Origin of the sequence: Simiduia curdlanivorans (assembly GCF_030409605.1) — a bacterium.
Taxonomy (GTDB): Bacteria; Pseudomonadota; Gammaproteobacteria; order Pseudomonadales; family Cellvibrionaceae; genus Simiduia; species Simiduia curdlanivorans.
In genome coordinates this window covers 2,989,407-3,001,664 of sequence record NZ_JAUFQG010000004.1, presented here as the reverse complement: position 1 = coordinate 3,001,664, position 12,258 = coordinate 2,989,407, and the positions used below count along the sequence as shown (strand labels likewise).

The following is a 12,258-nucleotide window of genomic DNA, read 5'->3' as shown; positions in this document are numbered from 1 at the left end:
TTTGGCCCACCACAGCTTCGCTAAGGCGCACAAAAGTTGCAAGCACAAAAAAGCCGGCGCGAGGCCGGCTTTTGGAAAACACATAACTAAATAACTTAGTTAAGTTTTTCTTTAATACGTGCAGCCTTACCAGCCAAGTCACGCAAGTAGTAAAGTTTAGCTTGGCGAACATCGCCGCGACGCTTAACAGATACTGAATCAACAAGCGGGCTGTGTAACTGGAAAGTACGCTCAACACCCACGCCGTAAGAAATCTTACGCACGGTGAAAGCCGAGTTCAGACCGCGGTTACGCTTGCCAATCACAACACCTTCAAAGGCCTGTAAACGGCTGCGCTCGCCTTCTGTTACTTTTACCTGAACCACAACGGTATCACCGGGTGCAAACGCAGGTACATCTTTCTTTAACTGTTCGTTATCGAGGGCTTGGATAATCTTGTTAGTCATTTTGTTCTCCGAAATAACAAGTGTGTAGCTTCACAGCTAGAATGGAAAAAAAGCGTTATTTAACGCTTTTTTTCCGCCTCGAGGTCCCGACGAAAGTCCGTCAGCAGCTTGTGCTGCTCCTCGGTCAAGGTCTTACCTTGCAACAAGTCTGGGCGCCGCAGAGCGGTTCTACCCAGTGCTTGCTGTAACCGCCAACGGCGGATTCTCTCATGGTCACCAGAGGCTAACACCCCTGGCACCTTTAATTCTGTTTGGCCTTCGAGATAGGTCTCGGGCCTAGTGTAGTGCGGGCAATCCAGTAAGCCGTCGGTAAAGCTATCCTGCTCGGCCGACTGCTGATGACCCAAGGCGCCGGGCAGTAGTCGCGTAATCGCGTCTAACATCACCATCGCACCTAACTCGCCACCGCTTAACACATAGTCACCAATAGACCATTCGCTATCCACTTCTAACTCAATAAAGCGCTCGTCGACACCTTCGTAGCGACCGGCAATCAATATTAAGTTGGCGCAACCCTCGCGGGCGAAGTTCTGCGCCGCCGCCTGATTAAACTGGCGACCTTGAGGCGACAAGTACACCACCTCTGTATTACCGCTTGAAGCATTGGCCTCAGTCCAGCACCGCGCTGCACTAACCGCATCGCGCAGAGGCTGAACCATCATCACCATACCGGGGCCGCCACCGTAAGGCCTGGCGTCGACAGTTTGATGACGATCTTGGGTGAAATCTCTAGGATTCCAACACCTAACCTCTAACAAACCCTGCTTTACCGCTCGACCGCTGACGCCATAGTCGGTTACGGCCTGAAACATCTCAGGAAACAAGGTTATCAACGCAATTTTCAACGGCGCCCTACGCTTGGGCTCAGCTGTATCACGCACTTCACTCGATACCGGTAATGTCGCCGCGCTCGCCGCTGATTCAGACATTGTCGGCTAAAACTCTGGGTCCCAATCGACCCAAATCTTGCCCGCGTCCAAATCAATTTTCTGGACGAATTGCCCAGGCACGTAAGGCACCAAGCGCTCTTTGTCGTCCAGGCTATCGGCTTCTGGCTTCACCACCAATACATCATTGGCGCCGGTTTCCAACAAGTGGCTAACCCGGCCAAATACCACTTCTGCACCACCGAAGACACTGATCACCTGCAAGTTCTCGAGCTGGTGCCAGTAGTACTCTTCGCTGTCTAACTCTGGCAACTGGGCGCGCTCAACACTGATAGTAACTTTAGCCAGTGCCTCGGCCGCATCGCGATCATCCACACCTTTGATGTGCGCGATAAACCCTTTGCCATGGGCTTGAAACTCGTCAACTTCCACCGCTTTCACGCCATGGCGGGTTTTCAACCACCAAGGTTTGTAGCTAACGATGTTTTCTGCCGGTTCCGTATCCGAGTGAACTTTCACCCAGCCCTTGATACCAAATACCGAGGTAATACGACCAACATCAATCAAATTAGACCTTGTATCGGTCATCGCCGGTCGTACCTCAGTGAGTGCAATTAAGCCGCTTTAGTGGCTTCTTTCAGCAAGCTAGCAACGCGATCGCTAACTTGAGCACCCAAATCAACCCAGTGCTGTACGCGCTCTTGGTTTACACGCAGACGCTCTTCTTGACCGCGCGCTGATGGGTTAAAGAAACCTACGCGCTCAAGGTAACGGCCGTCACGTGCATTGCGGCTGTTGGTTACTGTCAAATGATAGAATGGGCGCTTCTTAGAGCCACCACGAGATAAACGAATGCTTACCATGTAAGTCTTCTTCCTGTTGTTAAATTTGTGCCTGCGTTATGCCTGCACCACTACATCTAGCAAGTTTGCAGACACAGGCCTGCGAAAGGCGCGGTATTTTAGGGCAAAAAAAACCACCTGTATAGGCTAAAACCACTGCCATATCGGCTATTGCCGCTCTAAATACCGCTTTTCTGGTACTTTTTCGCAAAAGCACCGGGAATTTGGTTAGCGCATACCTCCCGGCGGCAAGCCACCCATACCGCCTGGCATCATGCCGCCCAGGCCGCGCATCATCTTGGTCATGCCACCACCCTTCATTTTTTTCATCATCTTCGACATCTGCTTATGCTGCTTTAGCAGACGATTCAAATCCTGAATTTGGGTGCCCGATCCCATGGTGATACGGCGCTTGCGCGAGCCGCTGAGAATATCGGGGTCGCGGCGCTCCTGCGGCGTCATGGAGCTAATGATGGCATCCATCTGCTTGAACTGTTTGGACATATCGGCCTGCTGCGCCATCTGCGCCACATTACCCATACCCGGCATTTTCTCCAACATGGAACCTAGGCCGCCCATATTCTGCATTTGCTGGAGCTGGTCGCGCAGGTCTTCGAGATCAAAACCCTTGCCTTTACTGACCTTATTCATCAGTTTTTCGGCTTTGGCCTTGTCGATGGTTTGCTCGGCCTGCTCAATCAGCGACATTAAATCGCCCATACCCAAGATGCGCGAGGCAATACGGTCTGGGTGGAAAGGCTCGAGCGCGTCAACTTTCTCGCCCACACCCAAAAACTTAATTGGCTTACCGGTCACTTCGCGCACCGACAGTGCCGCACCACCGCGGGCGTCGCCATCTGCCTTGGTTAAAATGATACCCGTCAAAGGCAGGGCTTCATTAAACGCCTGTGCCGTATTGACTGCATCCTGACCAATCATGGCATCGATAACAAAGAGGGTTTCGATCGGGTTAATGGCTTTGTGCAAGCCTTTGATCTCGTCCATCAGCGCGTCATCAATATGCAGACGGCCGGCGGTATCGACGATCACGACGTCGCAAAATTGTTTCTTAGCGTGGGCGATAGCGGCTTGGGCGATATCGATTGGCTTCTGGTCGCTGGACGATGGGAAAAATTCAACGCCCACCTCGGTCGCCAAGGTCTCTAGCTGCTTAATGGCGGCTGGGCGGTAAATGTCGGCACTAACAACCAACACCTTCTTCTTTTGCCGCTCTTTCAAAAAGCGCGAAAGCTTGGCCACCGAGGTGGTTTTACCAGCGCCCTGCAGGCCCGCCATCAATACCACGGCCGGCGGTTGCTGGGCCAAGTTCAAACTCTCATTGGCCTGCCCCATCAACTCAACCAGTTCGGCCTGCACAATTTTCAAAAATTGTTGGCCAGGGTTGAGCGATCTCGCGACTTCTACACCCACGGCGCGCTTGCGCACTCGCTCAACGAAGGTTTTCACCACAGCCAAGGCAACATCCGCCTCTAACAGCGCCTTGCGCACTTCGCGCAAGGTATCTTTGATGTTGTCGTCGGTGAGCCGCGCCTTACCCGTAATGGTACGCAGCGATTTAGAAAGTCGTTCGGTTAGATTATCAAACATCGTACTGATCTTAATCCGGTGCGGGATGACGGCGCCCATGCCGTCATCTTGAAAAGGCCGGCAGTATATCTCAAGCAATGGCACTAGCCCAAGTTGAGACTGCAGCGATGACTAAATCTTCAAATTTCGGTGCCGCTGTGACACACTGCCGATCCCTCTAAAGGCTTGGTTTGACAGGTAAAATGGACTTCCTATGTACGCGTTAGTATTAAATCTGGCAGCGATAGCGGTTTATGTGGCGGCCACCGGATACCTGATTACATTAATTCGACACCAGAAGCCCATCGCTGGGCCATGGCTTCACGCCTTAGCGATAACCGCGGTGGCCTTTCATTGGGCTGGGCTCTACCCGCTGCTGGTCTCTGCGGAGGGCATTAATTTCAGCTTTTTCGCAACCGCAAGCCTCGTATCGGCCACGATGAACAGCCTGCTGTTAATATCGGGCCTACGCAAGCCGCTCCACAGCCTTTATATCCTTATGATGCCGATAGCCGTGCTATGCACGGGGTTACTCTTGGCCACACACCAAGCACAACATTTTGCAAAGCTGAACGAAGGCCTAGCGGCGCATGTCATCCTGTCTTTGCTGGCCTATAGTTTCTTAACCATTGCCACAGCTCAAGCCCTTTTGCTGGCTCGACAAACGCACCAGTTAAGACACCATCAAACCAGCGGCTCGATCAAATTTCTGCCACCGTTGCAAACCATGGAGGCGCTGCTATTCGAGCTGCTCTGGTTGGGCTTTATAATCCTCTCTGCGTCGATTATCACGGGTATCGGCTTTATCGAGGACATGTTTGCCCAGCACTTGGCACACAAGACTGTGTTCTCGATCATTGCTTGGCTGATCTACGCGGCACTTCTGGCCGGCCGACACTGGCTGGGCTGGCGCGGCAACACCGCCATCCGCTTTACCCTGGGCGGTTTCGCCGCACTCATGCTGGCCTTTTTCGGCAGCAAGTTTGTTTTAGAGCTAGTGCTGCAGATTCATTAGCGACAAACAAAGTAGCAAACCGATGCACCAGCACATTACATTTGCCATGCGGCGCCATCTATTGCAAGATACGCCGCTTACTGTCATAGAGAACAACCCTACTTGAACGACATACCTTTGAGCCTACTTTTTTCAAGCTTGGCTGGTCTGATAATACTTTCTGCGTTTTTCTCTTCTTCTGAAACAGGGATGATGTCCCTGAATCGCTATCGCCTGAAACATCTTGTTAATAAGAAGCACGCTGGCGCCCTAAGAGCTGCTGAGCTGCTGAGCCGCCCTGATCGGCTGATTGGCGTTATTTTAATCGGCAACAACCTAGTTAATATTTTGGCGACGATTATTGCCAGCGCTATCACCATGCGCCTATTTGGCGAGTGGGCGACCCTAGTGATACTGCCCATTGTGCTCACTTTTATTATGTTGATTTTCGCCGAGGTCACGCCCAAAACCGTTGCCGCTTTCAAGCCTGAAAAAATCGCATTCCCCGCCAGCTTCATACTTAAGCCACTGCTCTGGCTGTTCTATCCCGTGGTTTGGCTGGTCAACACTATTTCTAACGCACTGGTTCGGCTATTTGGTATCAACCCGGAAGTGAGTGGCACCAACGAGCACCTTCATCCCGATGAGCTACGCACCGTGGTTGATGAAGCCGGCGACCTGATTCCCGACCAACACCAAGGTATGCTGCTCAACGTGCTCGATCTGGGCAAGGCGACGGTGGAAGATATTATGGTGCCGCGCAATGAAGTAGTTGGGCTCAATTTAGAAGACGACGTGGTAACGCTACTGCAACAAATTCGCACCAGTGAATATACTCGCCTACCCGTGTACGAAGGCGACATCAACAATGTGGTGGGCACCTTGCATTTGCGCAACGCGGCGCGCTTTATTTTTGGCGACGACTCCACCATAACCCACGCCGACATCCGGCGCTTTTGCCGCAAACCCTACTTTGTGCCCGAATCCACAGCCTTACATACGCAATTGCTGCACTACCAAAAAGAAAAGCGCCGCATGGCGTTTGTGGTGGATGAATACGGCGATGTGCAGGGCATCATTACCCTCGAAGATCTGCTCGAAGAGATTGTTGGCGATTTCACCACCAACAACGCTGGCAGCGTGGAGGAAGAAATTATCGACCTTGGCGACGGCTGGTTCATCATCGACGGCAGCACGTCAATCCGCGATGTAAACCGCGAACTGGAGTGGGACTTGCCCACCGATGAAGCGAAAACCATTAATGGCTTGCTCGTCGACACATTCCAAGGCGTGCCGGAAACAGCGATGAGTTTAACCTTAAAGAATTATCGTTTTGAAATTGTTGAAACCTCTAGCAAAATGATCGAAAAAGTCAAAGCCATACGGCTACAGCTGGATGATGAAGAGTAAACTGCCATCTAGACAAATGATTTTAGGGGAGAGATATAAACTAATCAGGTGTTAGGTGTTAGGTGTTAGGTGTTAGGTGTTAGCTAAAAGGATTTTCGAATTTCCTACGCTCAGCAGCCAATTCAACCACCGCTCGTTGCTCTTCGTGACTCATGCGCCCCCAGCGGCTAATTTCCATCGCGGAGCGATAACAGCCCACGCAAATATCCTCATCATTCAAAGCACACACTGACGTGCAAGGTGATTTAACCCGCTGATTATCCACCTCCGCACCGATACTCAAAGCTCGACCTTTTTCAGTTCTTTCGTATAACGCACTGCATGTTTTTCATAGACCTCGGCGCTGGCGGCTAATAATTCCTCAACGGCAAAATCCAACTGTTTTATCACCTTGGCGGGGCTGCCAACCACTAAGCTGTTATCAGGTATTTCCATGCCTTCAGTCACCAAAGCATTGGCGCCAACAATGCAGTTGCGACCAATCACGGCGTGATTCAACACTACCGCACCTATACCGATTAGAGAATTATCACCGATGGTGCAGCCGTGCAGCATAGCGTTGTGGCCGATGGTTACGCCCTGCCCAATGGTCAGCTTTACACCTGGATCTGTGTGTAAAACGGCACCATCTTGCACGTTGGATCTAACCCCCACCTCAATGGGCGCGTTATCCGCGCGAATAACCGCGTTAAACCAAATACTGGCGCCGGATTTTACGATGACCTCGCCAATCAAGTTGGCACTATCGGCAATAAAGTGCCCCTCGCCCTCAAGCTTGGGTTGCATATCTCCCAATCGGTAAAAAGTCATATCAATTTGCCCTTAAAAATGGCGCAACGGCGCTGTTTCATGCGCCTTAACGATGCCAGCGCCGAGTGTGGAATTCAATACGTCGATTATAATGCCGGCGGTAAAACCCCAAATTTCAAAGCCCTCAAACTCGTAGGCCGGCACCCAATGCTCCTTGCCTTCATGGGTAAACACATCGGTGCGTGCGCGTCGGTCCTGTAGAAAAAATGCCAAGGGCACCTTAAACACCGCGTCTAACTCACCCGGGTTGGGCGTAAGTGCAATGTCGGGCGCGATGACACCAATCACCGGCTGCACCCGCACGCCGCCGCGGGCATAGCGAGAGCGCCAATTACCCAGCAACTCAACCTTGCTCGGGCAAAGATCAATCTCCTCTTGCGCCTCGCGTAGCGCTGTATGGGCCAGAGTTTCATCGGTTGTATCCCACCATCCGCCGGGAAAAGACACCTCCCCCGAATGCCGCTTCAACTCGGAAGAACGTAGGGTCAGAACCACCTGAGGGTCGGCCTCATTGGTAATCGCCATAAGTACGGCAGCCTGCTTGCTGTAGGCACCGGGGCGGTCTAAGGCGTAATTATATTGTTGGATAGCAGAGCTGAGCTGTTTGAGCATAGGCGTACCTCAAGCGCATTATAACCAGAAAGTTCAAACAGTGAAGTTAAGCGCGAGCCCAGTCACCGCCAGCTCTGGTAGAATAGCCAAAGCTAAGTATGAGGTAAGCCATGAAATTGCCGAATTTTGACCAGCTACGCACACTGGCAGAGTGTGAGCCGGAAGCGCTCGAGAGTTTGCGCACCGAGCTAATAAACGCTGTGATTGATCAGGCGAATGGCGAAACCAAACAGCGCCTGCGCGGGCTTCAATTTCAAATAGACGCCCAGCGCCAGTTGCACAAAAGCCCCTTAGGTGCCTGTATAAAAATTTCCCGCATGATGACCGAATCCTTCCACCAGATGATCGACAGACTGAATCAACCCGATACAGCAAAACCTGCCAAGAATGCAAAAATTTACCGATTGGCATTAATGGAAAGCGAGCAATGAAATTTTGCAGCCAATGCGGGAAAGATGTCGCCCTTACCATTCCCGAAGGCGACGATAGAGAGCGACATGTATGCTTACACTGCAGCACTATCCACTACCAAAACCCACGCATCATTACCGGCACATTACCGATATTGGAGGACAGAGTATTACTCTGCAAGCGCGCCATTGAGCCGCGCCACGGGTTTTGGACTTTGCCCGCTGGCTTTATGGAAAACGGCGAAACCACAGAGCAAGGCGCAGTCAGAGAAACCTGGGAAGAAGCTAGGGCCAAGATAAAAGTTGACGCGCTCTATACATTGTTCAACTTACCGCAAATCAATCAGGTGTACTTCTTTTACCGCGGTACTTTAACCGATATTAATTTTGGCCCGGGGCCAGAGTCCCTAGAGGTGGAGCTTTTTTACGAGCACGAAATACCTTGGCAGGAACTGGCCTTCCCCGTAATTACGGAAACTTTGCAGCATTACTTTGCCGACCGAAAAGAAAACAACTTCCCCTTTCGCACCAAAGATTTAATTCGCCCGCTTAATAAGCCTCTAATTTCATAACATCGTAGGCGGGTTCTTCATAGGGATGAGCCTGGCGCAATGCGTTGACTACGTCGGTAATGCAATTTAAGGGCACGACCGTTTCCAAGCGATATTCGGCCACTCTTTCGAGCTCACCCACCCGACCTAAAAACGGCTTGGCGCCCGTCCTCGGCATAAACTGACCGACGCCCTGCACTTCCCAGCAACAGTGTGTATAGGCGCCAACCCGACCGGCACCCGCTGCAAAAATTGCCGACTTAACCGCATCTAGATGAGAGGTTGGTACATAGACACAAAGTTTATACATAAGTAAGACCCAGGCTAGCAGCCTGCTAGATCAAACGCACAGCAATAACATGCTCGACCGCTGCAACCGCTGCGCGTAATTCCGCACTCGGCGCCGCCTCCATATCGATGATATTGTAAGCAAGTTGGCCCCGGCTTTTATTCATCATATCGACTACGTTAACCTGGAGATCGGCCAGAACCGACAACACGTGCCCCAAAACGCCCGAGACGTTATCGTTGGTAAAGGTTAAGCGACATGTGCCCAGCGCGCGCGGCATGGCCACCGACGGGAAGTTAACCGAATTTTTGATGTTGCCGTTTTCTAAGTAATCGCGCAGCTGATCTGCGGCCATAACCGCACAGTTTTCTTCGGCCTCTAAGGTGCTCGCACCAATGTGCGGCATCGCCAATACATCTTTCCGCCCCCTGAATTCAGGTTCGGGAAAATCACACACATAGCGCGCAAGCCCGCCTTTATCCAGGGCACCCAGCACCGCGTGCGGATCGACAATTGACTCGCGGGCAAAGTTAACCAATACCGCGCCCTTTTTAAAACTCGTCACAGTATCGGCGTTAATGAGATTTTTGGTTTGCTCAATCGCGGGCACATGCAAGCTAACGTAATCCGCCTGCCCTAATAGCGCCTGAAGACTTTCCATGCGCTGTACTTGATTTGGTAAACGCCAAGCGGCATCCACCGATAGCGCTGGGTCAAAGCCAAGCACATCCATTCCCAGTGCTAAGGCCATTTCGGCAACCATTGAACCAATGGCACCCAAGCCGACAATACCTAATTTTTTGCCATAGAGCTCTACACCGGCAAACTGCTTTTTCTCTTTTTCCAGACGCGCCGCAAGCTCATGACTGTCGGCTATATCCGTTAAGCCTTCCGCAAATTGCATACCGTCAACGATACCGCGCGAGGCTAACAACAAGGCGCACAGCACCAACTCTTTCACCGCATTGGCATTGGCACCGGGGGTATTAAAAACCACTATGCCCTGTTTGCTGCAAGCATCAACCGGCACATTGTTAACGCCCGCGCCAGCGCGAGCGATCGCTTTTAAATTTTCATTTAACACACAGTCATGCAGGTTTTGGCTCCGTAACAAAATCGCATCTGGCTCCACTTGGTCTGAGCCCACCAAGTAGTTAACACTGTCGAATCGTTTCAAACCACGCTCGGCAATTTGGTTAAAGGTTTGTACTTTGAAAGACATCTGTGACTCCATTTTTTATAATTTTCAGCAAACAAAACGAGCTAATGTTGGTATACCTAAGCGGCTGAAAAAAAAGCCCACCTAAGGGCGGGCTTCTCTCAAACTCTCATTATTACGCGCCTACCACTTCCTTATAGGCCCAATCCAACCAGGGCATTAACGCCGCCACATCGCTGGACTCCACCGTGGCGCCACACCAAATGCGCAAACCGGCGGGCGCATCGCGATAGGCGCCAATGTCATAGGCAACTGACTCTGCCTCTAGCAACTTCGCCATTTTCTTTACTTGGTCAGGCGTGGCGTCCAAGGTTAAGCAAACGCTGGTATTAGAGCGCAGCAACTCATCTTCAGCTAAAAAGTGAATCCAGTTATTTTTCGACACGAAGTCACTAATCGCCTGCAGATTAGCTTCCGAGCGCTTTATCGCCGCAGGCAAGCCACCGATAGATGCCAACCAAGCCAGGGCATCCAAATAATCGGCAACACATAACATCGAAGGCGTGTTAATGGTTTCGCCGCGGAAAATACCTTCGTTGAGTTTACCGCCGCTGGTCATGCGAAATATTTTTGGCAAGGGCCAGGCCGGCACGTAAGTTTCCAAGCGCTCAACTGCGCGCGGGCTAAGAATTAGCATGCCGTGCGCACCTTCGCCACCCAATACTTTTTGCCAGCTAAAGGTCACGACATCGAGTTTTTCCCACGGCATTTCCATAGCAAAAACGGCGGAGGTTGCGTCGCAAATCGTAAGGCCTTTGCGATCGTCGGCAATCCAGTCACCGTTGGGCAACTTCACACCCGAGGTGGTACCGTTCCAAGTGAAAACGATGTCATTATTAAAATTAATCGCCGATAGATCCGGTAATTGACCATAGTCAGCGGAGCGGCTAGACACTTCCTTTAGCTTTAGCTGTTTGGTGATATCACTCATCCAACCTTGCCCGAAGGACTCCCAATACAGCACTTCCACAGGGCGCGGCCCGAGCATAGACCACAAAGCCATCTCTACAGCGCCAGTGTCAGAGGCTGGCACTATGCCAACCCGATAGCCTTCGGGTAAACCGAGCAATTCCGCCGTTTGCGCACAGGCCTTGGCGAGGACCTCTTTACCCAATGCGGACCGATGCGAGCGCCCCAAGGTCTCAATGTGCAGTTGATCAAGGCTATAGCCAGGGCGCTTGCTACAAGGGCCTGAAGAAAAATTGGGGTTACTAGGTTTCAGTTCTGGTCGCATGTTTGTACTCTGATTAACGGTCAGACAAAAGAAAATTGCGCGCAAATCTTGCGCGGGCGTGAATTATGCCAGCTAGCTCAGTTTTTACCAGTGCTTAACTGTCGATATTCAACCGCTAAGCTATGTGAAGCGCCGGCGCCAATCACTCTTGCGTCGGCGCCACAGTTAGCGGTTTCAACACACAGCATGGACTTATAGCCATCGGCCGGAAAATGACTCAAGCGAGCCGATTTATCCAACCAGGGGTTCCAAATCACCGCACTGGCGCTGCCCTGAGTGGTTAGGGCTAGGTCATAAGTTGGCGTTGTCACTCCAATAGGCTGACGCGGGTAAACGATTCTATCCACTTCCCCCGCCACGTTTAACGGGCCCTCCGCACACAACAAGCCTCGCCCAGCTTCGCCCAACAATTGATCATCGTAGCGACAGCCGCGCAAGCCAGTAATCTGCACCTGCGTAATATCCTGCACATCGAAATAGCTGTGCAGCGCTTGGCTCAAGACTAGGTCAGTGTCGCCTAGGTTATGGGTTGTGAGCGCTAAACCTAGGTGATCAGAGATGCTAACGGTCAGGGTTAATTGCGCAGAATGGGGCCAATCGGGTCTAGCCGCTACCGGCAAAGAAAGCGTTAGGGTCACACCCTCATCACGACTGATGACGCCTTCTAGATGCCACAAACTCGTGCGAGCAAAACCGTGTGCGGGCGCTGCTGCGTTTGCTGCATGGGCACCAAACCAAGGCCAACAAATTGGAACACCTCCACGTATGGCCTTTGCTGGGCGAAAATCTTCTTCTGGGCTGAGCCACAACAAGGGCGGTTGGTTCGTGGCTTGAAACTCAGTGACCTGAGCGCCTTGTAAAAAAATACGAGCGCGCGCCTTGGGATGCTCGATATCAAGGTACTCTAACCCATAGGTAGAGGTGCCACGGTTGACACCTTTCGGAAGCTGCATCTGTATTCCCTTTC

General features: G+C 51.7%; 16 protein-coding genes. 4 read left to right on the top strand and 12 right to left on the bottom strand.

What is annotated here, in order from left to right; genetic code table 11:
• Positions 1–95: 95 nt before the first annotated feature.
• From rplS to ffh, 5 genes are all read right to left on the bottom strand, one after another.
• Entirely contained in the window at positions 96–446 is a 351-nt protein-coding gene (gene rplS, locus QWY82_RS13295; protein ID WP_290263147.1) for a 50S ribosomal protein L19, read from the bottom strand.
• 59 nt (positions 447–505) lie between these two features.
• Entirely contained in the window at positions 506–1,291 is a 786-nt protein-coding gene (gene trmD / locus QWY82_RS13290) for a tRNA (guanosine(37)-N1)-methyltransferase TrmD (RefSeq protein WP_290263541.1), read from the bottom strand.
• A gap of 90 nt (positions 1,292–1,381) precedes the next feature.
• Complete coding sequence (rimM, locus tag QWY82_RS13285) at positions 1,382–1,921, bottom strand: ribosome maturation factor RimM (RefSeq protein WP_290263146.1); 540 nt, start codon at positions 1,919–1,921, stop codon at positions 1,382–1,384.
• A gap of 26 nt (positions 1,922–1,947) precedes the next feature.
• Positions 1,948–2,196, bottom strand: a complete 249-nt coding sequence (rpsP, locus tag QWY82_RS13280; RefSeq protein ID WP_290263145.1) for a 30S ribosomal protein S16 — start codon at positions 2,194–2,196, stop codon at positions 1,948–1,950.
• Between the two features lie 207 nt (positions 2,197–2,403).
• Positions 2,404–3,783, bottom strand: a complete 1,380-nt coding sequence (ffh, locus tag QWY82_RS13275) for a signal recognition particle protein (RefSeq protein WP_290263144.1) — start codon at positions 3,781–3,783, stop codon at positions 2,404–2,406.
• Positions 3,784–3,976: 193 nt separating this feature from the next.
• On the opposite strand from ffh, the gene QWY82_RS13270 reads away from it, so the two are divergent.
• Complete coding sequence (locus tag QWY82_RS13270; RefSeq protein ID WP_290263143.1) at positions 3,977–4,777, top strand: cytochrome C assembly family protein; 801 nt, start codon at positions 3,977–3,979, stop codon at positions 4,775–4,777.
• A gap of 102 nt (positions 4,778–4,879) precedes the next feature.
• Entirely contained in the window at positions 4,880–6,166 is a 1,287-nt protein-coding gene (locus QWY82_RS13265; RefSeq protein WP_290263141.1) for an HlyC/CorC family transporter, read from the top strand.
• A gap of 79 nt (positions 6,167–6,245) precedes the next feature.
• Here QWY82_RS13265 and QWY82_RS13260 read toward each other — a convergent pair whose 3' ends face one another.
• From QWY82_RS13260 to QWY82_RS13250, 3 genes are read right to left on the bottom strand one after another with little or no spacing between them, the layout of a single operon-like run.
• A complete protein-coding gene (locus QWY82_RS13260; protein ID WP_353958692.1) occupies positions 6,246–6,449 on the bottom strand; it encodes a DUF1289 domain-containing protein in 204 nt (67 codons plus the stop codon).
• The gene (locus tag QWY82_RS13255) at positions 6,446–6,976 is read right to left on the bottom strand and encodes a gamma carbonic anhydrase family protein (RefSeq protein WP_290263139.1); all 531 of its coding nucleotides are present in this window, start codon (positions 6,974–6,976) and stop codon (positions 6,446–6,448) included. Before QWY82_RS13255 ends, QWY82_RS13260 begins: the two co-directional genes overlap by 4 nt.
• Before the next feature lie 12 nt (positions 6,977–6,988).
• On the bottom strand, positions 6,989–7,588 hold the full coding sequence (locus tag QWY82_RS13250; protein ID WP_290263137.1) for a CoA pyrophosphatase: 600 nt from the start codon (positions 7,586–7,588) through the stop codon (positions 6,989–6,991).
• Between the two features lie 110 nt (positions 7,589–7,698).
• On the opposite strand from QWY82_RS13250, the gene QWY82_RS13245 reads away from it, so the two are divergent.
• On the top strand, positions 7,699–8,019 hold the full coding sequence (locus QWY82_RS13245) for a DUF3135 domain-containing protein (protein ID WP_290263135.1): 321 nt from the start codon (positions 7,699–7,701) through the stop codon (positions 8,017–8,019).
• On the top strand, positions 8,016–8,570 hold the full coding sequence (locus QWY82_RS13240; protein WP_290263133.1) for an NUDIX hydrolase: 555 nt from the start codon (positions 8,016–8,018) through the stop codon (positions 8,568–8,570). The genes QWY82_RS13245 and QWY82_RS13240 overlap by 4 nt, the downstream gene beginning before the upstream one ends.
• Here QWY82_RS13240 and QWY82_RS13235 read toward each other — a convergent pair.
• The 4 genes from QWY82_RS13235 to QWY82_RS13220 all read right to left on the bottom strand — a co-directional run bounded on the left by QWY82_RS13235 (position 8,548) and on the right by QWY82_RS13220 (position 12,244).
• Entirely contained in the window at positions 8,548–8,859 is a 312-nt protein-coding gene (locus QWY82_RS13235; protein ID WP_290263131.1) for a YqfO family protein, read from the bottom strand. The genes QWY82_RS13240 and QWY82_RS13235 overlap by 23 nt on opposite strands.
• A 25-nt stretch (positions 8,860–8,884) precedes the next feature.
• Positions 8,885–10,060 carry a phosphoglycerate dehydrogenase gene (locus QWY82_RS13230; protein WP_290263130.1) on the bottom strand — a complete coding sequence of 392 codons (1,176 nt, stop codon included), beginning with the start codon at positions 10,058–10,060 and terminating at the stop codon, positions 8,885–8,887.
• A gap of 112 nt (positions 10,061–10,172) precedes the next feature.
• On the bottom strand, positions 10,173–11,291 hold the full coding sequence (locus tag QWY82_RS13225) for a phosphoserine transaminase (RefSeq protein ID WP_290263128.1): 1,119 nt from the start codon (positions 11,289–11,291) through the stop codon (positions 10,173–10,175).
• A 77-nt stretch (positions 11,292–11,368) separates the two neighbouring features.
• On the bottom strand, positions 11,369–12,244 hold the full coding sequence (locus QWY82_RS13220) for a D-hexose-6-phosphate mutarotase (RefSeq protein WP_290263126.1): 876 nt from the start codon (positions 12,242–12,244) through the stop codon (positions 11,369–11,371).
• Positions 12,245–12,258: the final 14 nt, after the last annotated feature.

What these genes read in the sequence shown, in the direction of transcription:
- rplS (WP_290263147.1), bottom strand. Translation starts at nt 446, where the DNA reads ATGACTAACAAGATTATCCAAGCCCTCGATAACGAACAGTTAAAGAAA.
- rimM (WP_290263146.1), bottom strand. Translation starts at nt 1,921, where the DNA reads ATGACCGATACAAGGTCTAATTTGATTGATGTTGGTCGTATTACCTCG.
- rpsP (WP_290263145.1), bottom strand. Translation starts at nt 2,196, where the DNA reads ATGGTAAGCATTCGTTTATCTCGTGGTGGCTCTAAGAAGCGCCCATTC.
- ffh (WP_290263144.1), bottom strand. Translation starts at nt 3,783, where the DNA reads ATGTTTGATAATCTAACCGAACGACTTTCTAAATCGCTGCGTACCATT.
- QWY82_RS13270 (WP_290263143.1), top strand. Translation starts at nt 3,977, where the DNA reads ATGTACGCGTTAGTATTAAATCTGGCAGCGATAGCGGTTTATGTGGCG.
- QWY82_RS13255 (WP_290263139.1), bottom strand. Translation starts at nt 6,976, where the DNA reads ATGACTTTTTACCGATTGGGAGATATGCAACCCAAGCTTGAGGGCGAG.
- QWY82_RS13250 (WP_290263137.1), bottom strand. Translation starts at nt 7,588, where the DNA reads ATGCTCAAACAGCTCAGCTCTGCTATCCAACAATATAATTACGCCTTA.
- QWY82_RS13245 (WP_290263135.1), top strand. Translation starts at nt 7,699, where the DNA reads ATGAAATTGCCGAATTTTGACCAGCTACGCACACTGGCAGAGTGTGAG.
- QWY82_RS13240 (WP_290263133.1), top strand. Translation starts at nt 8,016, where the DNA reads ATGAAATTTTGCAGCCAATGCGGGAAAGATGTCGCCCTTACCATTCCC.
- QWY82_RS13235 (WP_290263131.1), bottom strand. Translation starts at nt 8,859, where the DNA reads ATGTATAAACTTTGTGTCTATGTACCAACCTCTCATCTAGATGCGGTT.
- QWY82_RS13230 (WP_290263130.1), bottom strand. Translation starts at nt 10,060, where the DNA reads ATGTCTTTCAAAGTACAAACCTTTAACCAAATTGCCGAGCGTGGTTTG.
- QWY82_RS13225 (WP_290263128.1), bottom strand. Translation starts at nt 11,291, where the DNA reads ATGCGACCAGAACTGAAACCTAGTAACCCCAATTTTTCTTCAGGCCCT.
- QWY82_RS13220 (WP_290263126.1), bottom strand. Translation starts at nt 12,244, where the DNA reads ATGCAGCTTCCGAAAGGTGTCAACCGTGGCACCTCTACCTATGGGTTA.